Origin of the sequence: Burkholderia sp. CCA53, assembly GCF_001685525.1 — a bacterium.
GTDB lineage: Bacteria > Pseudomonadota > Gammaproteobacteria > Burkholderiales > Burkholderiaceae > Burkholderia > Burkholderia multivorans.
The window spans coordinates 1,088,627-1,114,641 of record NZ_BDDJ01000002.1 but is presented as its reverse complement, the minus strand read 5'-3'; the positions used below and the strand labels follow the sequence as shown (position 1 = coordinate 1,114,641).

Sequence of the window (26,015 nt, the reverse complement as noted above, 5' to 3'; positions counted from 1 at the left end):
GCAGCCGGCGCGCGCCGATCGCGTCGCGTCGCGCGGTCCGCGCTCGTACGCGGCGTCCCGTCACATGCCGAATGGCGTTCGGACACGCGCAGCCACGCCGCATCGGACGCTCGGAACGCCCCGCGCGGTGCCGTACAATGCGCACAAAAACGCAGCGAAAAGTATCGCGAGCGGGATCGCGGCGCCCCGTACGACGGCGATTCCGCGGCCGGCCCGGCGACTGACGGTGCGTCGTCTCACCTCATCAATCAGGAGAAGTCAATGGCACGGCAAGAGCCTACCGATCAGGAGCGGCTTCCCGCGTCTGCGACGTTGAGAAGCGATCTGGCCTTTCCGATCGTGGGCATCGGCGCATCGGCAGGCGGCACGACGGCCTTGCAGACCTTCTTCGAGAACGCGCCGACCGGCATGGAAATGGCATTCGTCGTCATCGTCCATCTGGCCCCGGAGCAGATCAGCCACATGGACAGCGTGCTGCAGCACACGACCGGCATGCCGGTCCGTCAGGTGACGAGCACCGTCCCGATCGAAAAGAACCATATCTACGTGATCGCGCCCGGCATGCAGCTCGAAATGTCGGACGGCTGCCTTCGCTGCAGCCCGCGCGAGATGTCGGGCGGCATCGCGCTGACGATCGACCACTTTTTCCGGACGCTGGCCGACGCGCACGATTCGCGCGCGATCGGCATCGTGATGTCCGGGACGGGCTCCGACGGCGCGGCCGGGCTGCGCCGCATCAAGGAAGTCGGCGGCATCACGCTCGCGCAGACGCCCGACGACGCCGAACACGCGGAGATGCCGAAGCAGGCGATTTCGGTCGCCGGTGCGGACATCGTGCTGCCGGCCGCCGAGATGCCGCAGAAACTGCTCGATCTGTGGACGAACGCGCGGCGCATCGAGCAACAGGGGCTCGAGCTCGCGCACGTTCATCAGAATCCCGACCGGCCGGGCGCCAACGATCCCGAACGCGCGCTGTCGGACATCCTGATGCATTTGCGCGTGCGCACCGGGCACGACTTCCGGCTGTACAAGCGCGCGACCGTGCTGCGCCGGATCGAAAGGCGCATGCAGGTCAACGGGCAGCGCGACCTGCTCGCGTACCGCGATTTCCTGCGCGCGACGCCGGACGAGGCGAACGCGCTGCTCGCCGACATGCTGATCGGCGTCACGCAGTTCTTCCGCGATCGCGACGCATTCGACTTCCTCGAACGGGAGGTGATCGCGTCGATGTTCTCGCCGGATGCGGGCGAGGAACAGGTGCGCGTGTGGGTCGCCGGCTGCGCGACGGGCGAGGAAGCGTATTCGATCTCGCTGCTGCTCGCCCGCGCGCGCGAGACGGCCGTGTCGAGCCAGGCGATCCAGGTGTTCGCGACCGACATCGACGAAGCGGCGATCGTGCGCGCGCGCACGGGCTCCTATCCGCTGTCGATCGCAGCCGACGTGCCCGAACCGCTGCTGCAGCGGTATTTCACGCGCGACGGCGCGCACTTCGTGATTGCGAAATCGGTGCGCGAGCGCATTCTGTTCGCCGCGCACAGCCTGCTGCGCGATCCGCCGTTCTCGCATCTCGATCTGATCTCGTGCCGCAACGTGCTGATCTATCTCGAACGGGCGGTGCAGCGGCAGATCCTCGAGCTGTTTCACTTCGCGCTGCGCCCGAACGGCTATCTGTTCCTCGGCACCGCGGAATCGGCCGACGCGGCCGACGATCTGTTTACCGTCGTCGACAAGAAGCGCCGGATCTATCAGGCGCGCGTCGTCACGCATCGCGCGAAAGCGGCGACGGCTTGCCCGCCGCTGCTGCACGTCGAATCGGGGTCGGCCGACGAGCGGCCCGTGCCGACACCCACGCTGCGCGCGCCGGCGAGCCCGGTCCAGCGCAATTTCTCGTATGCGGAACTCCATCAACGCGCACTGGAAATGTATTCGCCGCCGAGCGTGATCATCGACAAGGAATCGAACGTCGTTCATCTGTCGGACAACGCCGGCCGGTTCCTGCGCCACGTCGGCGGCGAGCTGTCGAGCAACATCATGACGCTCGTGCTGCCGGACCTGCGGCTCGATCTGCGCACCGCCATCTTCCGCGCGCTGCAGACGGGCACGAGCGTCGAGGCGCGCCGCGTGAAGTGGACGCACGACACGCAGGTGTCGTGGATCAACATGACGGTGCGGCCGTTTCACGACAAGGTCGCGAACGCGGACTTTCTGCTCGTCGTGTTCGACGAGGTGGACGGGCGCATGACCGACGAGGATCAGGCCGAAGCAAGCGGGCAGGATCCGGTGCTCGCGCAGCTCGAGCACGAACTGCAGCACAGCCGCGAGCAGCTCGCGACGATCATCGAGCAGTATGAGACGTCGGTCGAGGAGCTGAAGGCGTCGAACGAGGAACTGCAGGCGATCAACGAGGAGCTGCGCTCGACCAGCGAGGAACTCGAAAGCAGCAAGGAAGAGCTGCAATCGGTGAACGAGGAGCTGACGACCGCGAACGCCGAGATGCAGGCGCGGATCGAGGACACCGCCAAGGCCAACGACGATCTTCACAACATCATCGCGTCGAGCGAGATCGCGACCGTTTTCGTCGACAAGGAAATCCGCATCAAGCGCTTCACGCCGAACGCGACCGCGATCTTCAACCTGATCGACAGCGATCTCGGCCGCTCGCTGTTTCACATTACCCATTCGCTGCGCTATCCCACGCTCGCGGACGACGTGCGCCAGTCGTTCCAGTCGCTGCGGCTGATCGAACGCGAGATCGAGAGCGAGGCCGGCCGCTGGTATCTGATCCGGCTGCTGCCGTATCGCACCGCCGACGACCATATCGACGGCGCGGTGATCACGCTGATCGACGTCACGGATCGCCACCACGCGGAGGAAGCCGCGCGGGCCGGCGAGCAGCGGCTGCGCCTCGTCGCGCAGTCGACGAAGGACTACGCGATCATCATCCAGGACGGCAACGGCATCATCGCGAGCTGGAATGCGGGGGCCGAACGGATCTTCGGGTATACCGAAGACGAAATGATCGGCCAGGACGTCGAGCTGATCTACGAACCGAACGACCGGCATGCGCGCGTGCCGGCGCACGAACGCGAGGTCGCGACGCGCGAAGGCCGCGCGGACGACGAACGCTGGCATCGCACGAAGGACGGGCGGCGGATTTTCTGCAGCGGTGTCGTGACGCCGATTTCCGATACGTCGTTCAACGGCTTCGCGAAGATCGTCCGCGACCTGACGCAGCGCAAGCTCAGCGAGGACGCGAACCGCGAAGCGCTCGCGCGCGAGCAGGCGGCGCGCGAGCAGGCGCTCAGTTCGAATCAGCTGAAGGACGAATTCATCGCCGTGCTGTCGCACGAATTGCGGCATCCGCTGAACCTGATCGGCGTGCGCGCGGAAATGCTGCCGCGCCTGCCCGAAACGCGCGACATTCCCGCGGTGCGCGAAGCGGCCGAGCTGATCCGGCAGGCGGTCCGCGCGCAGGCGCAGATCATCGACGATCTGCTCGATCTGTCCCGCATCCGCACCGGCAAGCTCGCGCTCGAGCTGTCGCGCGTCGATCTGACGGCGGTGCTGCGCACGATCGTCGATACGTGCGAGGCCGACGCACATGCGCGCGGCCTCGTGCTGCAAACCGAGTTCCCGGACGAGCCGGCGATCGCACTCGCCGATCCGATCCGTTGCGAGCAGATTTTCTGGAACCTGATGTCGAACGCGCTGAAGTTCACGCATGCGGGCGGCCGGATCGTCGTGCGGCTCACGCATGAAGCGCGGATGCTGCGCGTCGACGTGATCGACGACGGACAGGGGATCGACCGCGACACGCTTCCGCACGTGTTCGACATGTTCCGCCAGGCGCCGCGCGACCGCACGCGCGGCGGGCTCGGCATCGGTCTCGCGCTGGTCCGGCAGCTCGTCGAAATGCACGACGGCCGGATTTCGGCGGCGTCCGACGGCCCCGGACGCGGCACCACGATGACGGTGTGGTTGCCGGCCGCGGCCGACACACGCATCGCGGCCGCCGACCGCCGTGCGTCGGAGGGCCGCATCGCGGGCCTGCACGTGCTGCTCGTCGAGGACGATGCGGAGACGGCGCTGTCGCTCACTACCCTGCTGAACCTGGCGGGCGCGGAGGTGCGCACCGCGGCGAGCGGCGCAGCGGCGCAGCGGCGCTGGAAATGCTCGCGCAAGGGCCCGTCGATGCGATCGTGTCGGACATCGGGCTGCCGGACATGGACGGCTACGCGCTGCTGCGCCGGATCAAGGCCGACCCGCAATGGGCGCGGTTGAAAGCGATCGCGCTCACGGGCCGCAACCGTGAGGCCGATGTCGGCGCCGCGACGGAAGCCGGATTCGACACGCATCTGCCGAAACCGCTCGATTTCGGCTTGCTGCTCGCGGCCCTCGCCGAACCGCGCTGAGCTGTTGCAACCGTGCGGCGCGCGCCGGCCTGCGGGCCTGCGGCGGCGTCGCGCGGGCACGCATGGTTTCGTCCACCGGGCCCCCGCGCCCGACGTCCGCATCGGGCACCCGCCTTGCGCGTCGATCCGCAAGGAGGGTGCCATGGACCATCGAGATGTCGTCGTCGTCGCGTCGTCGAGGGGCGGACTGCCGGTACTCCGGACGCTCGTGACCGACCTGCCCGAAGGCTTCCCCGTGCCGATCTGCATCGTGCAGCACATCGGCCGGCACCGGTCGATTCTGCCGGAGCTGCTGACGCGCTGGGGCCGGCTGGAGGCCACCCACGCCCGACACGGCGAGCACCCGCATCCGGGAAGAATCTACGTTGCGCCGCCCGACCGGCACATGGTGCTGCGCGGCGGCCGGCTGCATCTGCTCGACACGGCCGCCGAAAACTACGCGCGGCCCGCGGCCGATCCGCTGTTCCGGTCGGCCGCGCGCGAATACGGGCCGGGCGCGGTCGGCGTCGTGCTGAGCGGCGATCTCGACGACGGGTCCGCCGGCCTCGCGGCGATTCGCGCCCACGGCGGCTACGGCATCGTCCAGCATCCCGACGAATGCGAGGCGCCGTCGATGCCGCGCGCCGCGCTGGCCGCCGCCGGCGCGGACGCCGTCGCGACGGCCGACGAACTGGCGCACACGATTCATGCGGCGGTCTATGGCGCACGCGGCGAGGAGGGCCGGACGATGGCGGATTTGCGCACACTGGACGACGAAAGTCGAATCGCCGAGGGCCGCTTCCTCACGCCCCAATTGCTCGACGCGATCGGCGAGCGTTCGGCGCTCACGTGCCCGAGCTGCAGCGGCGCGCTATGGCGCATGCGCGACGATCGCCCCTTGCGCTATCGGTGCCATACCGGGCACGCGTTCTCGGCGCTTTCGCTCGACGATGCGGAGGCGCAGAAGGCGGAAGATGCGATCTGGGCCGCGATCCGCGCCGTCAACGAGCGGATGATCTTTGCCCGCGAGCGGCAGGAGTGGGCGCGCCGCACGGGCAACGCGGAAGACGAGGCGATCGAGCAGGCGCGCATCGACGAAAACCGGCAGCTCGCCGACGTGCTGCGCCAAGCGCTGCATGTAGCAACGCATGGCCGCGAGACAGGGTGACCGTCGCGCGCGGCGCTATCCGTGCACGCCGCCGTCCCTCAGCCGTACGTCGACCGCGCCGATGTTCTTCTCGTGCGCGACCAGCATCTGCGTCAGCGCCTCATGCATATCGCGGTCCGCGAGCGTCGGCAGCAACGCTTGCAGCTTGCGCACCACCCAGCGCTGGCCGCGATTCAGAAACGCCATTCGCTCCGCGAGATCGTCGATCGCCATCGCCTTTTCGTAGAACGCGCCCGTCGCGCGTGTCGGCGTCGCGCCGAGCGTGCGGATGGCATCGACGAGCACGCTGCACCAGTGCGCTTCGTCCTGACGAATATGCACGATCAGCCGATGCAGCGCGTCGTCGTCCGCCACTTCCGCCGCCGTTTCCGACGCGACGCGCGCGCCCGCGCGCTCCGCTTCGAGCAGTTCGTCGAGCGCGGCCAGCAACGCGGCGCGCTGCGCGTCCGCGTCGTGGCCCGAGGGCGCGGCCGCGCGCGATTCGAGGATCGCCGCCGCATCGCGCACGATTCGGCGCAACACGTCGGCCGCCGGCTCGACCGCGCCGATCTGCCCGGCGCCCGTGCCCGCATACAGCGCCATCGCCTCGAAATCGCCCGTCATCGTGCGCAGCGGCGAATCGGTGCTGAACAGATAGATCGAACGCCCCTCCTCATCGCCGATCACGACGCGCGCGTCGCCGAACGGATCGCCGCGCTCGCCGCGCGTCACGCTCGACGGCAGCACGCGGACCTTCGCGCCGCGCGGCCAGTTGATATGGAAGATGTCGGTGAGCAGCGTGTCGCCGTCGTGCGCATCGACGATCCGCTGCTTGTGATACGCGTGCGCGAACGATTCGTACGTCGCGAGAAATGCGGTGCCGATCGCCGCGCCCTGCGCGCCGAGCGCCATCGCGGCGGCCACGCCGGCACCGTCGACGATGCCGCCGGCCGCGAGCACCGGCACCTGCACCGCGCCGACGACGTCCGGCAGCAGCGCCGTTAGCGGCCGGTCGCCGCGCACATGGCCGCCGGCTTCGTGCCCCTGCACGATCAGCGCGTCGACGCCGGCCGCTGCGGCCGCGCGCGCGTCGTCGACGGAGCCGACCTGATGCACGACGCGAATGCCCGCGTCGCGCAGCCGGCGCACGATAGCCGGCATCACGTCCCAAAACAGCGCGACGACCGGCACGCGCAGTTCGATGCACGCGTCGAGTTGCGCATCGAGCAGTTCGGGCGGCGTCGCTGCGGGAATCAGATTGACGCCGAACGGGCGGTCGGTGGCCGCGCGCACCTGCTGCACCTCGCGGCGGATCAGCTCGACCGGTTCGCGCACCATGCCGAGAAAACCGAATCCGCCGGCCGCACTCACGGCGCTCGCGAGCGCCGAGCGCGCTACGCCGCCCATCCCGGCCAGCACGATGGGCCACGTGCAGCCGAGCAGGTCGCAGACGGGGCGATGCAGGATCTGGACGGCGCGGGCGTCGGGCCCGTCGCCACGCACTGGATTCGACATGCACGTCCTCCTTGCTGAGTCGGCGGCGCATCGCGGGGCGTTCGCCGAATGGATCACATTGTGACATATCGATCCATACGCCCGCCGCGCCGGCGCAGTTCGCTTGATCGGCATCACCGATGCCGTTCGTTCCGGCCCGATCACGTCCGTCCTTCGAATCGAGGCACCGAACGCACGCGCTGCGCGCCGCCACATCGACCCATGGTAGACCGCCATCGAGGCGCACGCCGAAGCGATCGCGCCGATCTCGCACGGCCGCCGCGCGTTCGTGAAGGAATACGAGGGTCTGCTGCGGTCGGACCCCGTGTAGGCGGACAAGGCGCAGCGCGCGCCAGCGCACGCGCGACCTCACGAGGGTCATCGCGGCCGAGCCGCCCGACGCGTGCGAAGCGGCTCGGCGAGACCGGACCGGATTGTCAGTGTGAACGTCGGCTGCCAGACTTTTCCGGACGGCACCGGCCGCACGCGCGTGCGCCACTGCATCGCACGCGCCGCCGTCCGACCGATCACCCGACCGACGATGCCGGAGGAGCCTGATGCAAACGAAGCCCGAACTCGAACTCGCCGACGCCGACCGCATCCTCGCCGCCGCACGCGCGGAGGCCGAACGCAACGGCTGGGCCGTGTCGATTGCGGTCGTCGACGACGGCGGCCATCTGCTCGCCTTCGCGCGGCTCGACGGCGCGTCGCCCGCGAGCGCGGCGATCGCGCAGGACAAGGCGCGCGCGGCGGCACTCGGCCGGCGCGACACGAAGGCGTATGAGGATATGATCAACGGTGGCCGCACCGCGTTTCTCAGCGCGCCGCTGTCGGGCTTGCTCGAAGGCGGCGTGCCGGTGACGGCCGGCGGCCGCGTCGCGGGCGCGATCGGCGTGTCGGGCGTGAAGTCCGTGCAGGATGCGCAGATCGCCCGTGCCGGCGCACAAAGCGTCGCGGACTGATCCGCGCGCGCATTTTTCCCCGGGAGGATTCACGATGATCGACCATGACGGACTGCAAGTCGCGCCAGCGCTGAGCCAGTTCATCGAAAACGAAGCGCTGCCGGGCACCGGCATCGACACGGCCGCGTTCTGGCGCGGCTTCTCCGCACTGGTGCACGACCTTGCGCCGCGCAACCGCGAGCTGCTCGCCGAGCGCGACCGTCTGCAAAGCGAACTCGACGCCTGGCATCGCGCGCACCCCGGCCCGGTGCGCGACCTCGCCGCCTATCGCGCGTTCCTCGAGCAGATCGGCTACCTGGTGCCGACGCCGGCCAACGTCGCCGCTACGACCGCGAACGTCGACAGCGAAATCGCGACGCAGGCCGGCCCGCAGCTCGTCGTGCCGCTGTCGAACGCGCGCTATGCGCTGAACGCGGCAAACGCGCGCTGGGGCAGCCTGTACGACGCACTGTACGGCACCGACGCGCTGCCGGAAGACAACGGCGCCGAGCGCACCGCAACGTACAACCCGACGCGCGGCCAGCGCGTGATCGACTACGCGCGCAACGTGCTCGACAACGCGGCGCCGCTCGCCGGTGCGTCGCACCGCGACGCGCTGCGCTATCGCGTGCAGGACGGCCAGCTCGCCGTCGAGACCGGCAAGGGCATCGTGCACCTCGCGCAGCCCGCGCAATTCGTCGGCTATCAGGGCGCGGCCGATGCACCCGCCGCGATCCTGCTGAAGCACAACGGGCTCCATCTCGAGATCCAGATCGACGGATCGACGCCGATCGGCCGCGCGGACGTCGCGAACGTGAAGGACGTCGTGCTCGAAGCGGCGGTCAGCACGATCATCGACTGCGAGGATTCGGTCGCGGCCGTCGACGCCGAGGACAAGGTGCAGCTGTACCGTAACTGGCTCGGGCTGATGCAGGGCACGCTGGTGGAGGAAGTGTCGAAGGGCGGCAAGACGTTCACGCGCCGCCTGAACGCGGACCGCGAATACACGACGCCCGACGGCGGCACGCTGACGCTGCACGGCCGCTCGCTGCTGTTCGTGCGCAACGTCGGGCACCTGATGACGATCGGCGCGGTGCTCGATCGCGACGGCAATGAGATTCCGGAAGGCATCCTCGACGGCGTCGTCACGACGCTCTGCGCGCTGCACGACCTGAAGTCGAAGCGCAATTCGCGCACCGGCTCGATCTACATCGTGAAGCCGAAGATGCACGGCCCGGCCGAAGTCGCGTTCGCCGATACGCTGTTCGCGCGCATCGAGGATCTGTACGGGCTGCCGCGCAATACGCTGAAGATGGGCATCATGGACGAGGAGCGCCGCACCAGCGTGAACCTCGCCGCCTGCATCGCGGCCGCGGCCGCGCGCGTCGCATTCATCAACACGGGCTTCCTCGACCGCACCGGCGACGAGATGCACAGCGCGATGGAAGCGGGGCCGATGATCCGCAAGGGCGACATGAAGTCGTCCGCGTGGATCGCCGCGTACGAGCGCAACAACGTGCTCGCGGGGCTATCGGCCGGGCTGCGTGGACGCGCGCAGATCGGCAAGGGGATGTGGGCGATGCCCGACCTGATGCACGCGATGCTGGAACAAAAGATCGCGCATCCGCGCGCGGGCGCGAACACCGCATGGGTGCCCTCGCCGACCGCCGCGACGCTGCATGCGCTGCACTACCATCTCGTCGACGTGCAGGCCGTCCAGCAGGCACTCGAAAAGACGCCGTACGCAAGCGAGCGCGACGCGCTGCTCGACGGGCTGCTGACCGTGCCGGTCGTCGAGCGTGCCGCGTGGAGCGACGAAGAGATCCTGCGCGAAGTCGAAAACAACGCGCAGGGCATTCTCGGCTACGTCGTGCGGTGGGTCGAACAGGGCGTCGGCTGCTCGAAGGTGCCCGACATCCACGACGTCGGCCTGATGGAAGACCGCGCCACGCTGCGCATCTCGAGCCAGCACATCGCGAACTGGCTGCGTCACGGCGTGATCACCGAGGCGTTCGTGCTCGACGTGTTCAAGCGGATGGCGCGCGTCGTCGACCAGCAAAACGCGGGCGACCCGAACTATCGTCCGATGGCGCCCGGCTACGATCGGTCGGTCGCGTTCCAGGCTGCCTGCGCGCTCGCGCTGCAGGGCACGTCGCAGCCGAGCGGCTATACGGAGCCGCTGCTGCACCGGTTCCGGCTCGCGTTCAAGGCGCAGCAGGCACAGGCCTAAGTGCGGAGGCGGGCGAGCGCCCGCATTGCGCGTGCTTCGACGGGCGGCCACGGCCGCCCGTTTTTCGTTTGCGCGGGCGCCGGCCTTCGTATGCGGCTGCATCGTCGCGCACCGCCGCGCACGCTCGCCGAACGCAAGCCGCCAAATCGCCGCGGCTTGACGCGGATCAATCGTTCGCGACCTTTTTCGCACGCTCCGACGTGCGCGTTATACTCAGTTCAATGCATCTCGCGACCGCCGCGCGCCCGAATCGGCGGCCAGGCTGTCACCGGATGCACGATCCGCCGGCCGGCTGTGCCGGCGCCTGCCGATCGTCGGCGCCCATCGTCTCCACCAACCGGGAGGGTGATGTCGGAACGCGCAGCACCCGCTTCGCGCGTCCGCCTGTTGTCCAGCCGCGTGCGATAGCGTGCCGGCTCGTCGTCAGCCTCCCTTGCGAACCACCGCATCGGCGCGCCGCCGATGCCCGACGATCCACGAACCATGGCAGAAACCGACTACGCAATGCCCCGCGAATCCGGCCTGACGAGCCGCGTCGCGACGCACCTGCGCCGGCTGCTGCTGCCGCACCTGATCTTCTATTCCGGCCTGCTGATCGCACTGCTGCTGATGCTGCTGTGCGCAATCGTGCTGTACGAGGGCCGCATCGACGCGCGCGAGCGCGCACGCACGACGCTGCAGAATCTCGTGCTGATGGCGTCCTGGGACATCGAGCGCAACATCGAGATCTATTCGCTGTCGCTGCAGGCCGTCGTCGAAGGCGAAAACGATCCGGCGATCGTCGCGCTGCCGATGCCGTTGCGCCGGCAGGTGCTGTTCGACCGCGCGACGACCGCGCGCTATCTCGGCGGCATCTATGTGCTCGACAGCCGCGGCAACATCGCGGTCGACGGCAAGAGCGACGTGCCGCGCAACGCGAATTTCGCGGACGCGCCGTACTTCACCGTGCATCGCGACCGGCCCGACGTCGGGCTCTACGTCAGCGATCCATACCACTCGCGGCTGCGCGGCGGCTCGCCGAGCATCGCGCTCAGCCGGCGCATCACGCGTGCGGACGGATCGTTCGGCGGCATCGCGGTGATGTCGATCCGCCTCGAATATTTCCGCGACCTGTTCTCGCGCCTCGCGCTCGGCGATCGCGGCGCGATGTCGCTGATCGGTACGAACGGCGTGATGGTGATGCGCGAGCCGTACGACGCGAAGATCGTCGGCCGCAACATCAGTCAGGCGAGCACGTTCCGTCAGTTCATGCGCGCGCGCGAAGGCAGCTTTTTCGATAGGGCGTCGATCGACGGCGTGCGGCGGCTGTATGCGTTCCGGCACCTCGACAACCTGCCGCTGATCATGATGGTGGCCGAATCCGAGTCGGAGATCTATGCGGCGTGGTACGACCGCGCGATCCCGATCGGTTCGGCGATGGCGCTGCTTGCGCTGGGCTTCGTCGGCCTGTCGCTGCTGCTCGACGTGCAGTTGCGCAAGCGCCATCGCGCGGAAACCGAGCTGCAGGCGCTTGCGCGCACCGACGGCCTGACCGGGCTCGACAACCGCCGGATGCTCGACGTGACGCTCGCGCGCGAATGGCGGCGCGCCGCGCGCTCGCAGCACGCGCTGTCGCTGCTGTTCGTCGACGTCGATCACTTCAAGCGCTACAACGACTCGCAGGGCCATCAGGCCGGCGACGACGCGCTCGCCGCGGTCGGCCGCTGCATCGCCGGCTGCCTGCGCCGCCCGGCCGACTATGCGGCCCGCTACGGCGGCGAGGAATTCGTCGTGATCCTGCCCGATATCGGCAGCGACGGCGCGGTGACCATCGCGGAGACGATCCGCACGAGCATTCTCGAACTCGGGATCCGGCACGACGGCAGCGCGTTCGGCTGCCTGACCGCGAGCATCGGCGTCGCGACCTGCCGGCCGGACCGCGACGACAACATGCACGCCGCGCTGAAGCTCGCCGACGACGCGCTGTACCGCGCGAAGGAAACCGGCCGCAACCGCGTCGTCGTGCTCACGGCCGCGCACGCGGGCCGGCATTACGCGCCGCGCACGCCCTGAGCGCACGCGCGCCGCACCCGCGCGCGCAAAATCGTCGACAATACCGGCTCCCTCCGCCGGCCGCGCGCCGGCGGCAAGCGTGCCGGCCGTCGCCGGCGCGCGTCCGTCCGCGTCACCATGAAGCTCAAGGCCAAGATTTTCCTGCTGGCGATCGTGCCGTTCCTGCTCGCGATCGCCGGAATCGGTTTCGGCGTGCGCCAGCAGGCGACGTCGCTCGCGCGCACGCAGCATGCGACGATCCAGGCCGCGTATCTGTCGAGCAAGGAAGTCGAGCTGAAGCACTACGTCGAGCTCGCGACCAGCGCGATCATGCCGCTGTACGACGCGGCCGGCCGCAACGGGCGCGACGACGCGATGCTGCGCACGCAGGCGCTCGCGATGCTGCAGAAGATGGATTTCGGCCCGGACGGCTATTTCTTCGTGTACGACCTGCACGGCAACGCGCTGATGCATCCGCGCGAGCCTGAGCGCGTCGGCCACAACTTCTGGACGATGCGCGACCCGCAGGGCGCGCTGACGATCCAGCAGCTGATCGGCGCCGCGTCGCGCGGCGGCGGCTTCGTGCGCTACGTCTGGCAACGGCCGTCGACCGGCAAGCCGGCGCCGAAGCTCGGCTACGTGGTCGCGCTCGAACGCTGGGGCTGGATGGTCGGCACCGGCATCTATCTCGACGACGTCGATACCGCACTGCAGCGGATCGACGCCCGCGCTTCCGCGAACATCGAGCGCACGATGAGCTGGCTGACCGCGATCGCGCTCACCGGCGCCGCGGCGATCGCCGTATGCGCGCTGGTGCTGAACGTCAGCGAGTCGCGCAGCGCCGATGCGAAGCTCAAGCAGCTCGCGCAGCGCGTCGTCGAATCGCAAGAGCAGGAGCGCGCGCGGCTGTCGCGCGAGCTGCACGACGGGATCAGCCAGATGATGGTGTCCGCGAAGCTGATGCTCGAATCGGCGCTCGCGCGCTTCGAGCGCGGCACGGTGCGCGTGCCGGAAGCCGAGCGCGCGCTCGCGTCCGGCGTCGTGCGGCTCGGCGACACGCTGCGCGAGGTGCGACGCATCTCGCACGCGCTGCGCCCGGCGATGCTCGACGATCTCGGCCTCGCGGCGGCGCTCGATCAGCTGATCCGCGAATTCGGCGCGCAAAGCGGCATCGACATCGGCTACACGCAGGTCGCGCACAGCGGCGCGCGGCCGCTGCCCGCATCCGTGAACACCGCGCTGTTCCGGATCGCGCAGGAAGCGCTGAGCAACATCGTGCATCATGCGCACGCGTCGCGTGCGGCCGTCACGCTCGACGTCGGCGCGCAGTCGGTCACGCTGACGATCGCCGACAACGGCTGCGGCTTCGACGCCGTGCGCTCGCAGGCCGACGAGCGCCGCGGCATCGGGCTGCGCAACATGCGCGAGCGCCTCGACGCGCTCGGCGGCACGCTGACGATCACGTCGCAGGTCGGCCACACCGTCGTGGCCGCGCGCGTGCCGCTACGCGACGCGTGACGCCTTACATCAGGAGACTCTTCGCTTATGAGCGCCCCCGACACCGCTCGACCCGCCGCCCGGCTGCTGCTCGTCGACGATCATCCGCTCGTGCGCGACGGGCTGCGCATGCGGCTCGAAGCGGCCGATCTGTCCGTGGTCGGCGAAGCCGGCAACGCCGACGAGGCGCTTGCGCTCGCGGCCGAACTCGAGCCCGATCTCGCGCTGATGGACGTCGGCATGAACGGAATGAACGGCATCGCGCTGGCCGGCGTGTTCCACGAGCGATTTCCGGCGATCCGCGTGCTGATGCTGTCGATGCACGACAACGTCGAATACGTGACGCAAGCCGTGCGGGCGGGCGCGAGCGGCTATCTGCTGAAGGATTCGCCGGCCAGCGAGATCGTCCGCGCGATCGGCGCGGTGCTCGCGGGGCAAACCTTCTTCAGCGAGGGGCTCGCCGCACGGATGATCCAGGCGAGCGCGGCCGCGTCGCCGCTCGACCGACTGACGCCGCGCGAACGCGACATCCTCGATGCGCTCGCCGAAGGGCTGTCGAGCAAGCAGATCGCGCAGCAGACGGGGCTGTCGGTGCGCACGGTGGAAACGCACCGGCTCAATCTGAAACGCAAGCTCGACATCGAAGGGCAGGCCGAACTGATCAAGTTCGCGGTCGAGCATCGGCGGCGGTAGCGGCCGGGCGACGCGCGGCGTGGTGTCGTTCCGGACGCGAAGTCGCCGCGCACGACGCGGGTACGGCTGCCGGCCGCTGACGCGCGCCGCCGGCCCGCGTCGCCGAAGCGGCGCGTGCGCAATAAAAAAGGACGCCCGAGGGCGTCCTTGCTGCGCACCGCGGCTGCGCCGCTCAGTTCGTGCGGGAATTGTGCTTCTGCAGATACGCGATCAGGCCGTCGATGCCGCCCGACGCGAGCTGGCTCTTGAACTGCCCCTGATAGACCTGGATCAGCCACGCCCCGGACATGTCGATGTCGTAGATCTTCCAGTCGTTGCCGACCTTGCCGAGCCGGTAGCCGACCGACTGGCTGTCGCCCGGCGTCGTGACCGTCGACTGCACGAGCGCGTCGGCGCCCGACGTGCCGCCGGCCTTGAACGAGAACTTCGCGTCCTGGTTGCCGAGCTGCGCGAGCGATGCGGCGTACGTGCGCGTCATCAGCAGCCGGAACTGCTTGTAGAGCTCCTGCTGCTGTTGCGGCGTCGCCTGCTTCCACGCGTCGCCGACCGCGATGCGCGTCGTGCGCTCGAAGTTCGTCGCGGGCAGGAAGCGCTGCTCGACGACCTGCGTGATCTTCGCCATGTCGCCGCCGCGTGCGGCCGGATCGGCCTTCATCGCGTTGACGGTACCTTCGACCGCATGGCGGACGATGTCGACCGGCGCGCTCTGCGCGAAAGCGGAAACCGACACGGCGGCCGCGGCGAGGAAAGCAAACAGATGACGTTTCATACGGATATCGCACTCGATGAGAAAAACGGCCGGCTCGTTTGCACCGGCTGATGGCGCAAAGTATAGCGGGCCTGACGCGCACCTGCCGTGCGGCGACCGAACTGTTACCTTTGCGCCCCTTTTGTCACAAAGCCCCGGCAGCGTGCGGCGCCGCGCGATTATGTAAGCGTCCCTTTATAAATGCGTGTTCGCCCATGCCGATTCGTGCCTGGGCGAGCAAATATCCTTCCCGCCCCAAAACGCGTCAACGTCACGACCCCGGCGCCGTCGCGCCGGTATACTCATTGCTTTGCCCTTGCCAGCCCCTCCCCACCGCCACATGGTGACATCTCTCATCGTCCGACTCGTCGCGTGGTCGGTACGACGCCCGGTCTGGGTCGTCGTACTGTCGCTGCTGATTGCCGCGTTCAGCGGCGTCTATGTTGCGCGTCACTTCAAGATCAATACCGACATCAGCAAGCTGGTCGATGCGGAGCCGCAATGGGCGGCGCTCAGTCAGGCGGTCGATCGCGCGTTCCCGCAGCGCAACGGCACGATCCTCGCGGTCGTCGAGGCGCCCGCGCCCGAGTTCGCGACCGCGGCCGCGCATGCGCTGACCGAATCGCTGCAGAAGCAGGCCGCGGCCGGCCGGATCGGGCCCGTCGCCGAGCCGGGCGGCGGTCCGTTCTTCGAGCACAACGGGCTGCTGTTCCTGTCGCCGCAGCAGGTCGCCGACACGACGTCGCAGCTCGCGAGCGCGCGCCCGCTCGTCAACGAACTCGCGAAGAATCCCAGCCTCACGGGGCTCGCGACGACGCTGTCGACGACGCTCGGCCAGCCGCTGCTGACCGGGCAGGTGAAGCTGCCGTCGATGGCGAAGCTGCTCTCGCGCAGCGCCGCGACCGTCGACGACGTGCTCGCCGGCAAGCCCGCCGCGTTCTCGTGGCGCGCGCTCGTCGACAACGATGCCGCGCGGCAGCCAGCGCGCGCGTTCGTGACCGTGCAGCCGGTGGTCAACTACGGCGCGCTGAAGGCCGGCGCGCAGACGAGCGACGTGATCCGCGAAACCGCGCGCGCGCTCGATCTCGAGAAGCGCTACGGCGCGGTCGTGCGGCTGACCGGCGAACAGCCGCTCGCCGACGACGAATTCTCGTCGGTCGAAGACGGCGCGGCGCTGAACGGCGTCGTCACGCTGCTCGTCGTGTTCGTCATCCTCTGGCTTGCGCTGCGCTCGAAGCGCATGATCGCGTCGGTGCTCGTCACGCTGTTCGTCGGGCTCGTCGTCACCGCCGCGCTCGGCCTCGCGATGGTCGGCTCGCTGAACATGATCTCGGTCGCGTTCATGGTGCTGTTCGTCGGCCTCGGCGTCGACTTCTCGATCCAGTACGGCGTGAAGTACCGCGAAGAGCGCTTTCGCGACGAGCGCATCGACCACGCGCTGATCGGTGCCGCGCACTCGATGGGCATGCCGCTCGCGCTCGCCACCACGGCCGTCGCCGCGAGCTTCTTCTCGTTCATTCCGACCGCGTATCGCGGCGTGTCGGAGCTCGGGCTGATCGCCGGCGTCGGGATGTTCGTCGCGCTGCTGACGACGCTGACGCTGCTGCCCGCGCTGCTGCGCCTGTTCGCGCCGCCGGGCGAATCGAAGACGCCCGGCTTTCCGTGGCTCGCGCCCGTCGACGACTATCTCGATCGCCACCGCAAGCCGATCCTGATCGGCACGCTCGCGGTCGTGATCGGCGCGCTGCCGCTGCTCGCGTTCCTGCATTTCGACTTCAACCCGCTGCATCTGAAAGACCCGCACAGCGAATCGATGTCGACGCTGCTCGCGCTGAAGGATTCGCCCGAAGCGGCCGTCAACGACGTGACGCTGCTCGCACCGTCGCTCGCCGATGCCGACGCGGCCGCGAAACGCCTCGACGCGCTGCCCGAAGTCGGCCGCACGACGACGCTGTCGACGTTCATCCCCGCCGATCAGCCGGAAAAACGCGCGGCGATCGCGACGGCCGCGAGCACGCTGCTGCCCGCGCTCACGCAGCCGCCCGCGCCGCCCGCCACCGACGCGCAGCGCGTCGCCGCCCTCAAGCGCGCGTCGGATCTGCTCGGCTACGCGGCCGAAGATCATCCGGGGCCGGGCGCCGCGGCCGCGCAGCACCTGTCGCAGTCGCTCGCGAAACTCGCGGCCGCCGACAGCGCGACGCGCGACCGCGCGGAGCGCGCTTTCGCCGACACGTTGCGCATCGCGCTGAATCAGCTCGCGGCGCTGCTGCAGCCGCAGGAGATCACGCGCGACGCGCTGCCGCCGACGCTCGTGCGCGACTGGGTCGCCCCCGACGGCAAGGCGCTCGTGCAGATTTCGCCGAAGGTGCCGAAGGGCGTCGACCCGAACGACGACACGATGCTGCGCCACTTCGCGACCGCCGTGAAGGCGGCCGAACCGGGCGCGATCGGCGGCCCGATCTCGATCCTGCATTCGGCGAACACGATCATCAGCGCGTTCCTGCATGCGGCGCTGTGGTCGATCATCTCGATCACGATCCTGCTGTGGATCACGCTGCGCCGCTTCGGCGACGTGCTGCGCACGCTGGTGCCGCTGCTCGTGTCGGGGATCGTCACGCTCGAGATGTGCGTGGTGCTCGGCATGTCGCTGAACTTCGCGAACATCATCGCGCTGCCGCTGATGCTCGGCGTCGGCGTCGCGTTCAAGGTGTATTTCGTGATGGCGTGGCGCGCGGGGCAAACCGGCCTGCTGCATTCGAGCCTGACCCACGCGGTGCTGTTCAGCGCCGCGACGACCGCGACCGCGTTCGGCAGCCTGTGGCTGTCGCATCATCCGGGTACGTCGAGCATGGGCAAGCTGCTCGCGCTGGCGCTGACCTGTACGCTGATCGGCGCCGTCGTGTTTCAGCCCGTCCTGATGGGCAAACCGCGCGTGAAGCGCGCGAAGAACCAAGCGCAAGGAATCAATGAATAACATGCGAATCATCGCGGTGACCGTCGCCGCAAGCGCGATGCTGTCCGGCTGCGCGACGGGACCCAACCGCAACCCCAACGACCCGCTCGAGCCGATGAACCGCGCGATGTACAAGTTCAACGACACCGTCGACGAGCACATCGCGGTGCCGATCGCGAAGGGCTACCAGAAGATCACGCCGACGCCGCTGCGTACCGCGATCAGCAACTTCTTCTCGAACCTCGGCGATCTCGGCAACATGGCGAACAACCTGCTGCAGCTGCGGATCACCGATGCGACGCAGGATCTGATGCGCGTCGCGATGAACTCGGTGTTCGGCATGGCCGGGCTGATCGACATCGCGACGCCCGCGGGGCTGCCGAAGCATCACCAGGACTTCGGGCTGACGCTCGCGCGCTGGGGCGTGCCGTCGGGCCCGTACCTCGTGCTGCCGGTGTTCGGGCCGAGCACGTTCCGCGACGGCGTCGGGCGCGCGGTCGACGTGCGCTTCAACCTGCTGAACTACATCGAGCCGGCTGCGCGCAATCCGATGTACGTGATGCAGTTCATCAGCGCGCGTTCCGACCTGCTCGGCGCGACCGATCTGCTGAAGCAGGCCGCGCTCGATCCGTATTCGTTCGTGCGCGACGCGTATCTGCAGCAGCGCAAGTCGCTCACGTACCGCGGCCAGTCGTCGGCCGGGGTGCCGAGCTACAACGAGCCGGGCGAAGCGGGCGCCGTGCCGGGCGCGGTGCCGGCAGCGACGCCGGCCGCGCCGGGGCTGCCCACTTACGAGGATCCGGGCGAATCGGGCGGCACGGGTGGCGGCGCGCCGAACAACGCGCCGGCCGCGCCGGGATTGCCGCAGTACGACGATCCGGGCGCGGACACCGCGACGCCGGCCAGCGCCCCGGCTGCCGCGTCGGCCACCGCACCGGCCGGCTCGACGACGGCACCGGCCGCGAGCGGGGCGCCGATCGCGCCGGCGATGCCGACCGTGCCCGCAAGCAGTCCGGCCGCGCAGTAAGGTCGGCGGCCTCGACGCTCGCTACTCTGTCAAAGCCCGCTGTCAGGCATTGCCGGCAACCTGCCGTGCGGCAATCCCGGCGGCGGGCCGCTATCGGGCAGGTTGAACATCGCCGTTGTGCCCGGACAGCGGAACGTCGCGAGCACATCGCTCGTCAACGGATTCGCGGCACTTCCCGCGCTCGCGATATCGAGCGCTGCTTCGCGACCGTCGAAGCTGAACACCACGCGCGTGCGGCCCAACGTGGCCGTCTCGATTACGTGCCCCTTCCGAAGCAAGCGCATTAGCGCCCATGGTCCGTCCGCTGCGATCGTCGACGTGTTCGGCCCGATGCTCGGGCTCGCGACGAGCCATGCGTGTGCGCCACCGCGCGGTCCCGGCCAGGTCACCGTAAAAGGCCCGACCGGGCCATGTCGATAACGCGTCGTCTGTCCGTCGATGTCGAGCGACAGGCTCATGATCGTCGGATCGAGTTCAGGGATGCGGATGTCGACCTTCCAGCTCGGTCGCCGGCGATCAACCTCGTTGAAGAAAATGTCGCGGATTGCCTTGGCATGCTCGAATGGCGCGAGGTCCGGCCCTTGGACGGCTTCGGTCGCACCCGGCAGCGTCCGGTAGCGCCACGGTTTCGCAGCGGTATCGACGAACGGAGCTAGCGTTCTCGTGAAGAAGTCGTCGATCACGCCTCCGTGCGCAAACATCCGCGTGAAATCGTCGATGCCGACGTCGCGGCTGCTATCGGGCGAGAACGGGTAGTTGCCTTCGATCGTCGTTCGACAAACGTCCCCGATTGCTGCCTGCACCTGGCGCGACAGCAGCCGGCCGATACCCTGATTGACTCCGCGTGAGCCCTCGACGGCGAGTTGATGCAGCACTGCCCGCAACGGCGCGGGCATCGTATCGGCCATCATCTTCAGCTTCGCGGCGTGCTCGCTTTCCGGCGGCATGCTGTTGTTCAGTAGCGCATCGTCCGCAATCGCGAGCGCTGCGTAGTAGTCGTTCAACAGATCGGCGATGCCGTCCAGGCCCGTTCTTCCCGCCGACGTTTCGACTCGCTGCGTATCCGAGCGTGTATCGGCATGGCCCGTCACGACCTCGCGCAATGCCGCGAAATGACGATCGACCCACTCGCGTTCAAGCTGTTCCGATGCACGAGGCCCCAGTATCGTCTCGGCTTTCTGGTGGATCGCGTCGGTCGCTTTTGCGAGGAAAGCGCCGTCCGACTTCGCCATGGGCTGTGTCAGCGTCGTTTCGATTACCGCCGCCCGGGCCAGACGCGTCAGCGGTGAATCGGGCGCGGCAAGAGTTCGCAGTATCGTGAGGTTGAACGCGAGACTCGTTCCGCTCACGATACGGATGTCGCCGAGAAACGCATCCCATTGTTGCGCGTACTCGAGCAGGTACCGCCGCGTAACCGCTGCCAGCAGCGCGTCGTCGTCCTGGTTCGGGGCGTTCAGCGTGCCAGCGGAATTCCTGCGAGGATCGCCCGACGCTCGACGTCCCATTACCCAGGCGTCGTCGTCGCTTGCCGCGCGAAGGAATTCCGGCAAGCGTTTGCTGAACACCGCCTGATAACCTTCTCGCGTAAAGATTCCAGGCACGCCGCCGGATAAGGGCGCTCCGCTGACGCGCGTAAACACCATGCCGGCCTGCGTTCCAACCATCCGCAGCAGCGAAAATTCATCCGGCGCGTCGTTCCACATCGTCGCTTTGGCGCGCCGGTAAAGACGTTCAATCAAGTCGCTGCCGTCGAGAAAGACACGTGCCTGTCGGATCAAACCATCGTTAGGGGACAGTGGCGAGCGCACGACATGTCCCTCGGAAAACAACCGTTGGACGTGGCCGATCATTGCGGCACGCCCACCGAACATGGCCGCACTGTCGTGCCTCGACCAATCGTCAAGCAGCCACATCCTGACGTCGTTCGCGTTGAACCGCTCTCGGTCGTGGAGCATCAGGTACACGCGCAACGCGTCGTAAGCGGCTTGGGCATCGCCGATCTCCACGGCACTGCCGATCGCGTCCTCCATGCGGCGGACGATGTGCGGCAACACGGCCTGCTCCGACAGGGCCTCGTACACATGGCGGCTGTCGGACGCGATCGTCTCGAGGCGGGCCGTTGCAAAACGAAACGTGCCGTCTGCATCGGTGGCGAGATGCGTCGCGTCATGCAGCAATTCCTTCGCACGATTCAACACCATCGGCACACGCTCGGGATTGGCGGAAAGGTCGCTTCGTGCGAGTAATGCGTCGAGTGACCGTGCCTTTTGCCCGAGCGTCGCAAGCGATGTTCGTTCCGTGACGAAGCCATTCCAAAGATTGACGCACATTGCGGCGGCAATCAGCCACACGAGCGAGTGTCCCAGCCACCGCTGCAGTCGTGCCCGATGCTCGCGATTCCAGTTCGGGATCGCGAGATGCCCTTCACGAAACACGACCGCGAGCCACAAATCGCGCAGGAAGTAACTGGTTTCGCCACGCGCCGGCCGCGGGGCCCTCGGTGTTGTGCCGGATGCGTCGACCATGCGTCGCAATAGCGTTCGACGTTCCGCAGCGACCGCGTAATCACCCTGGATTGCGCTCGTCAGATAAACGCCTCGGAACATCGCATGCGGTTGCGTCGGCCCGCCGTTGTCGTCCTTGGCGAACACGTGTTCGATCAGGTCGGCCAACGGGTTCACCAGTGCCGCAGCCGATTCGGGCAACACCGCAAGACGGCGCCGCCGGTCCATATCGGTTTCGTTGCGAAGCAGACTCGTGACGCCATCGCCGAGACGCGTGGCAAGCAGATTCAATTCTGTCCTGATCGCATCGTCGAGCCGCACCTGCAGATCGGACCGCAACGTCACACCCAAAATCTGCGCACGCTCGGCTTGCCCGAGCGACGCGAAATAGTCGGTGAAACCCGGGAGCCGATCTATTTTCGTGACGACCAGCCAGACGGGAAACCCGATGCCGAATTCGGCTTGCATCTCCTCGAGGCGAGCCCGCAACGCGCGACTCTCGGTCGTATGTGCGGCGGGATCCGCATGCGCCAGCGCAGCGACGTCGATCGTCAACAGCACGCCATTCAGCGGCAGGCGAGGCCGGATACGGCGAAGCAGCCGAAGAAATCCGTGCCACTCCGCGGCATCGCACTGCCTGCGAATAGCGCCCACGTCGGGTGGCTGATTTTTCCGCTTGCCGCCGTTCGGCCCGTCCGACGACGCCACCGGCAGCGAGTAGCGCGACGTGCCGTGTTGCACGTAGTGGCCCGCCGTATCGATCAGCACCGCCTCATTGGTCAGCCGCCATCCCGGCAAAGCCCGCGCGTCATCGGGTGCAAGCGAATGCTGAAGTCGAGCATCGAGCGGAAACGCCAAGCCGGAGTTACGCAACATCGAGGTCTTGCCCGAACCCTTCGGACCCAGCACGACGTACCAAGGCACATCGTAGAGATGTGCTGCGCCTCGAAACAGTCGCGCCAGCCTCCCGCGGGCCACTCGCCCGGCTTTCAACTGCGCGATCGTTGCGCGGGCCATGTCTTCGATTTCCGCCAAGCGCGATGCGGCCAGCGGCCGTGGGCCACGCTTGCCGAGTCGAAGCCATCGTCTGAGCCGACCGGGGTGCCGGCGCATTTGATTCCACCAACGGACCAACATGACGCAGGCATAAACGAACACCACACAGATCATTGCCAGAATGCGGGCCGTTACGGAAGCAAACAGCGGTTTGCCAGACAGCATCACGAGCGGAAACGCATGCCAGATCGCGAGACAGAGCAGCACGACGATCACGATGCTCATCGTCCAGTCGATCAGCCACAGGACCCATGCGGCGAGTACCAACGCGATCAACGTCAGTCGAATGCCGATCGATGCGAGCGGGCTCAGTCCGCCGAAAGTCAGTAGCGGTCCTGCACACCAGATCACGACGACGGCAGCAATCACCATCACGACCGCCCACAGATGACGCGAACTTGGAAACGAGAGAATCTTCTTCATGTGGACGGTGGATCGAATCCGGCTTGCACTACCGCGCCGGATCGCCCTGCGGCGGGTCGATCGCGCTGTATGGCGCGGTGCGCGCGATGTTGGACAGTTGTCGCCGCACGTCGTCGGCTTGCGCGCCCGACTCGATGCGGCAATAGACATACAGCGCGCAGAGCGCCGCTGACAGCAAGGCCGCCGACAGCCACACCGACATTTCGAAACAGGCTCTCGGTCGCGCCGATTCGATCGTCGCGGCGTGGGGCGACAGCGCGTTCGGGACGGTGGGCAGATGCGCCGCGATCGCGTTGTAGATTCGTTCTCGTACGCGGTCGTGCGCGCTGAACGTCCGGCCATGCGGATACCGGCCTTCAAACCCCAGGCTGAAAATCCGGTAGATCAGTTCGAGCAACGGCCAATGGTCGGCGGCGTCATCCAGCAGGCGCAGCGTAAGCGCGTAGACCTTCGAGCCGCCCTGGTTATCCTCGCCGATCCGATGGGTCAGCGCGTCTGACGCCCATGCAGCGCTTCCCGACGCGTCGCCGCGCGCCGCCAGTACGCGCATTGCAGCTTCGTCCAGTGCAGTGCACAGGCAATATCGGGCGCCGATCCTGTGATCCACGCGGATGTTGGCCCGTACGCACAGGCGCTCGAATACGCGGACTTCTTCGAGCAGCAGGTCGCGCAGACGTGCGTCATGACCGGTGTCGATCAAGGCGGACATGTCGATCAAGGCCCGAAGCAGCACCCTGCCCGCTTCCAGCAAGCCGTTACGGTGGCCAAGTACCGCTGCCAGTCTCGTCGGTTCGTCTTCGGGCGGCGCAAGTGGCCCGAATGGACGATTACGGCGCGAGCCGGGTTGCTGCCGTGGCTCGCTGTTCGAGAGGAACGTGCCGTTTGGCTGTCGCGGTGGCGCGGACGTGCGTCTCGCCGACACGATTTTGGGTGCGCTACCGGATTGCGTCGCGCTCGACATTCGGCTCATCGCAGCAAGGTCAGACCGTCGGACCGTCGTCGGACACGACAAGCGTCGCGCCGCAACTCGTGCCGCTGCCGTGATGGGCAATTTGGCGGCCGTTGATCGTGCCGACGCCGCCGTTGGTGATAACGCCCGCGCCATGTAGCGGGCATGACACCGCATCGCCTACACATGCCGCGGGACGTCCGTTGATCGCGACGCCTGCGCTCGCTGATGTGACCGCGCCACCGTGGGTGGTCAATGTGCCAAGGGTTGCAACGCGGGCTGGCATATCTCATCACCTCCAAAAAGTAGTCGTCCTATTTCATATCCGGACACCGGATCATCAAAAGCATGAGGCCATCGTGATCGGTACGTCTATACGCGGGCGGGCCTGGTATCGAGACTTCGCTTCATGCTGTTCGTTGTACGGTTCGTGCGGCGTTGGCAGGTTATCTGCTACGTAACGCCGGCCACTCGGACAGCCACGTTAAAACCCTTCATAGATCCGAGAAAAGCGAAACCAAAAACCAATCTCAACCACTCCCCGTCGATCACAACGGACAACAACAGCGATGCCACATCAACGGATCAATAGCATTTGCATTCGTAATCATCAATTGTCTGCCTCGGAGAATATGGCTTATCAGGTCGACCAACCTCCCGAACATTCCACGCTCACTACATCTATTAACGCATTTATCTAGCATCTCGGAATACGACCGACTTCCAGCAAGCATGTATGTGGAAAGCAGCCCCACTCCAACAACAATCAAAAAAACCACCACAAGCTGGAGTTTAATACTCGATCTCATAAACCGAAATCACCTCATCAAATCTAGGAATCGTATAATTTCGCATTTAACACCACATCGCCGACATCAACAACAAACACCAATCTAAACGTCGACCCGAATCTGTCAGTATATTTTCTCATCCCACGCTCCAGTCTCACACCAACCAGCCCGGAGATCGGAATGCGCTTGGTGAAAAACAATGACCTCACCACAATCACGTCATCTCTCAAAACAACAAAATTTCGCCTTATATAAGCAAATAAAACAAATTCGATCGAGATTGACAGAATCAAGAATTTATATGCCTGCCACCCACCAACGAACAAGACACACAAGGTGGCAATTATTAATAGCCACCCACCGACCCACATCATTAAAAAATATATGCCGACCTATCCCTCACAATTCTTAGAAATGGATCATCAGTAGCATTTCTTTGAACATGCCGATGCATCACTACTTCCGATTCCGAGCCTAGCGGCCCCAAAGCCTGCCACGGGTCCGGGAAACATCGCAGTATCAACAGCGCGGCCAGAAAACATCTTCATTGCCGTGGCATTCATAGCCATCATCCCCCTCCAAAGAATTGAACCGGATACTAATTGATATACCACGGCACCTAAGTATCGGCGCGTCGGAAGAGGCGTAGCACGACCAAGTCATAAAGTTCATGCCTCGTGCCAGCGCCCGGTTCTAATTGCGTTGTCGATCATACGCATTGTCAATGCAGAATATTCTCCGCGTCGCCTTACCGTCCAGCCCAAAAATGGCACCGCCCAAAGCAATGTGCGAGTGAATGGATTTTCACCAACAAACTCGGGAGGAAAATATTTATCGAACTCAAACGCACTTACGTCGACATGATATTGTTCACAAAGAACCGTAATACACCCCTCTGCCACATCGCCATAGACATCGAGATCGTGATAAAGACGTGTATCCAGCGTACATTTCGTTATCACTCTTTTTGAAAAACCGCACTGCTTTAAATATTCTCGCAATTCTGGTGATAGATCGTTTTTCATGAGCATCACTCACAAGAAACAGCATCGTGAATTTCATAGGTGGCTACGGCCATTCCAACATACGGCAACTTGCGAAGCACACTAGTGATCCCGTTTCGGGTCGAGATGGAGTACC

The 26,015-nt window shown here is 66.6% G+C and carries 14 protein-coding genes and 1 pseudogene; 9 read left to right on the top strand and 6 right to left on the bottom strand.

Features of this window, described 5'->3' with window-relative positions:
* Positions 1 to 261: 261 nt before the first annotated feature.
* Both BCR55_RS21395 and BCR55_RS21390 read left to right on the top strand, forming a co-directional pair.
* Positions 262 to 4,412, top strand: a pseudogene (locus BCR55_RS21395) (CheR family methyltransferase).
* A 142-nt stretch (positions 4,413 to 4,554) separates the two neighbouring features.
* Positions 4,555 to 5,559, top strand: a complete 1,005-nt coding sequence (locus BCR55_RS21390) for a chemotaxis protein CheB (RefSeq protein WP_053298083.1) — start codon at positions 4,555 to 4,557, stop codon at positions 5,557 to 5,559.
* Between the two features lie 15 nt (positions 5,560 to 5,574).
* On the opposite strand, the gene BCR55_RS21385 is transcribed toward BCR55_RS21390, so the two are convergent.
* Positions 5,575 to 7,053, bottom strand: a complete 1,479-nt coding sequence (locus BCR55_RS21385; protein ID WP_065495861.1) for a nitronate monooxygenase — start codon at positions 7,051 to 7,053, stop codon at positions 5,575 to 5,577.
* 536 nt (positions 7,054 to 7,589) lie between these two features.
* Between BCR55_RS21385 and BCR55_RS21380 the strand changes: the two genes are divergently transcribed.
* From BCR55_RS21380 to BCR55_RS21360, 5 genes are all read left to right on the top strand, one after another.
* Positions 7,590 to 7,994 carry a heme-binding protein gene (locus tag BCR55_RS21380; protein ID WP_035955890.1) on the top strand — a complete coding sequence of 135 codons (405 nt, stop codon included), beginning with the start codon at positions 7,590 to 7,592 and terminating at the stop codon, positions 7,992 to 7,994.
* A 34-nt stretch (positions 7,995 to 8,028) separates the two neighbouring features.
* Complete coding sequence (locus BCR55_RS21375) at positions 8,029 to 10,203, top strand: malate synthase G (RefSeq protein ID WP_065495859.1); 2,175 nt, start codon at positions 8,029 to 8,031, stop codon at positions 10,201 to 10,203.
* A 483-nt stretch (positions 10,204 to 10,686) separates the two neighbouring features.
* Positions 10,687 to 12,255: a sensor domain-containing diguanylate cyclase gene (locus tag BCR55_RS21370; RefSeq protein WP_065495854.1), complete on the top strand. Its 1,569-nt coding sequence runs from the start codon at positions 10,687 to 10,689 to the stop codon at positions 12,253 to 12,255.
* Positions 12,256 to 12,372: 117 nt separating this feature from the next.
* Complete coding sequence (locus BCR55_RS21365) at positions 12,373 to 13,752, top strand: cache domain-containing protein (protein WP_065495852.1); 1,380 nt, start codon at positions 12,373 to 12,375, stop codon at positions 13,750 to 13,752.
* A 27-nt stretch (positions 13,753 to 13,779) separates the two neighbouring features.
* A complete protein-coding gene (locus BCR55_RS21360; RefSeq protein WP_006404668.1) occupies positions 13,780 to 14,424 on the top strand; it encodes a response regulator transcription factor in 645 nt (214 codons plus the stop codon).
* 172 nt (positions 14,425 to 14,596) lie between these two features.
* Here BCR55_RS21360 and BCR55_RS21355 read toward each other — a convergent pair whose 3' ends face one another.
* Entirely contained in the window at positions 14,597 to 15,193 is a 597-nt protein-coding gene (locus tag BCR55_RS21355) for a phospholipid-binding protein MlaC (RefSeq protein WP_006397524.1), read from the bottom strand.
* Positions 15,194 to 15,512: 319 nt separating this feature from the next.
* Here BCR55_RS21355 and BCR55_RS21350 point away from each other — a divergent pair, with 319 nt between their 5' ends.
* Both BCR55_RS21350 and BCR55_RS21345 read left to right on the top strand, forming a co-directional pair.
* Entirely contained in the window at positions 15,513 to 18,146 is a 2,634-nt protein-coding gene (locus BCR55_RS21350) for an MMPL family transporter (RefSeq protein ID WP_065495850.1), read from the top strand.
* The gene (locus tag BCR55_RS21345) at positions 18,139 to 19,152 is read left to right on the top strand and encodes a VacJ family lipoprotein (RefSeq protein WP_065495849.1); all 1,014 of its coding nucleotides are present in this window, start codon (positions 18,139 to 18,141) and stop codon (positions 19,150 to 19,152) included. Before BCR55_RS21350 ends, BCR55_RS21345 begins: the two co-directional genes overlap by 8 nt.
* A 29-nt stretch (positions 19,153 to 19,181) precedes the next feature.
* Here the strand turns inward: BCR55_RS21345 and tssM are convergent, their stop codons facing one another.
* The 4 genes from tssM to BCR55_RS31370 form a co-directional block, all read right to left on the bottom strand.
* A complete protein-coding gene (gene tssM / locus BCR55_RS21340) occupies positions 19,182 to 23,135 on the bottom strand; it encodes a type VI secretion system membrane subunit TssM (protein ID WP_065495847.1) in 3,954 nt (1,317 codons plus the stop codon).
* A gap of 28 nt (positions 23,136 to 23,163) precedes the next feature.
* A complete protein-coding gene (gene icmH / locus BCR55_RS21335) occupies positions 23,164 to 24,105 on the bottom strand; it encodes a type IVB secretion system protein IcmH/DotU (RefSeq protein WP_065495845.1) in 942 nt (313 codons plus the stop codon).
* Positions 24,106 to 24,115: 10 nt separating this feature from the next.
* The gene (locus BCR55_RS31375; RefSeq protein ID WP_012216198.1) at positions 24,116 to 24,370 is read right to left on the bottom strand and encodes a PAAR domain-containing protein; all 255 of its coding nucleotides are present in this window, start codon (positions 24,368 to 24,370) and stop codon (positions 24,116 to 24,118) included.
* 1,173 nt (positions 24,371 to 25,543) lie between these two features.
* Positions 25,544 to 25,900, bottom strand: coding sequence for a DUF1493 family protein (locus BCR55_RS31370; protein WP_175403838.1), 357 nt, complete (start codon positions 25,898 to 25,900; stop codon positions 25,544 to 25,546).
* Positions 25,901 to 26,015 lie beyond the last annotated feature (115 nt).

Excerpts from the sequence above, each read along its gene's own strand:
- tssM (WP_065495847.1), bottom strand. The coding sequence starts at position 23,135 with ATGAAGAAGATTCTCTCGTTTCCAAGTTCGCGTCATCTGTGGGCGGTC.
- BCR55_RS21360 (WP_006404668.1), top strand. The coding sequence starts at position 13,780 with ATGAGCGCCCCCGACACCGCTCGACCCGCCGCCCGGCTGCTGCTCGTC.
- BCR55_RS21365 (WP_065495852.1), top strand. The coding sequence starts at position 12,373 with ATGAAGCTCAAGGCCAAGATTTTCCTGCTGGCGATCGTGCCGTTCCTG.
- BCR55_RS21385 (WP_065495861.1), bottom strand. The coding sequence starts at position 7,053 with ATGTCGAATCCAGTGCGTGGCGACGGGCCCGACGCCCGCGCCGTCCAG.
- BCR55_RS21380 (WP_035955890.1), top strand. The coding sequence starts at position 7,590 with ATGCAAACGAAGCCCGAACTCGAACTCGCCGACGCCGACCGCATCCTC.
- BCR55_RS21355 (WP_006397524.1), bottom strand. The coding sequence starts at position 15,193 with ATGAAACGTCATCTGTTTGCTTTCCTCGCCGCGGCCGCCGTGTCGGTT.
- BCR55_RS21345 (WP_065495849.1), top strand. The coding sequence starts at position 18,139 with ATGAATAACATGCGAATCATCGCGGTGACCGTCGCCGCAAGCGCGATG.
- icmH (WP_065495845.1), bottom strand. The coding sequence starts at position 24,105 with ATGAGCCGAATGTCGAGCGCGACGCAATCCGGTAGCGCACCCAAAATC.
- BCR55_RS21390 (WP_053298083.1), top strand. The coding sequence starts at position 4,555 with ATGGACCATCGAGATGTCGTCGTCGTCGCGTCGTCGAGGGGCGGACTG.
- BCR55_RS21375 (WP_065495859.1), top strand. The coding sequence starts at position 8,029 with ATGATCGACCATGACGGACTGCAAGTCGCGCCAGCGCTGAGCCAGTTC.
- BCR55_RS21370 (WP_065495854.1), top strand. The coding sequence starts at position 10,687 with ATGGCAGAAACCGACTACGCAATGCCCCGCGAATCCGGCCTGACGAGC.
- BCR55_RS21350 (WP_065495850.1), top strand. The coding sequence starts at position 15,513 with ATGGTGACATCTCTCATCGTCCGACTCGTCGCGTGGTCGGTACGACGC.
- BCR55_RS31375 (WP_012216198.1), bottom strand. The coding sequence starts at position 24,370 with ATGCCAGCCCGCGTTGCAACCCTTGGCACATTGACCACCCACGGTGGC.
- BCR55_RS31370 (WP_175403838.1), bottom strand. The coding sequence starts at position 25,900 with ATGAAAAACGATCTATCACCAGAATTGCGAGAATATTTAAAGCAGTGC.